The sequence below is a fragment of the Blautia sp. CAG:237 genome (assembly GCF_000436615.1).
Classification (GTDB): Bacteria; Bacillota; Clostridia; order Lachnospirales; family Lachnospiraceae; genus Blautia_A; species Blautia_A intestinihominis.
Window position 1 is genome coordinate 831 of record NZ_FR886746.1, and the last position, 265, is coordinate 1,095.

The following is a 265-nucleotide window of genomic DNA, read 5'->3' on the forward strand; positions in this document are numbered from 1 at the left end:
TTGTACATAGTTACTTCCGAGGCAGGCAATTCCATGGATGCATCCATGGCTTCCTTAAGGGAAAAACCTGCGGCTGTATAAGTACGTATGGAATTGATCCATGTACTGATCTGCTGATCTACGTAAAAAGAGGTATAAGAACCAGGGACTTTGGTGACGGAGAGAGGTTCTTCCTCTTCAATACATGTCTGGTAAAAATTTTCCGGGATCTGCACGATATAAGATGTATTTCTGTAAAAAAGTTCCTCCTGCATAACGGATGGTT

Annotated in this window: 1 pseudogene; it reads right to left on the reverse strand. The window is 41.9% G+C overall.

The features are described from left to right. Window positions 1–265: pseudogene (locus QZL69_RS09500) on the reverse strand (ABC transporter permease); the annotation flags it as partial.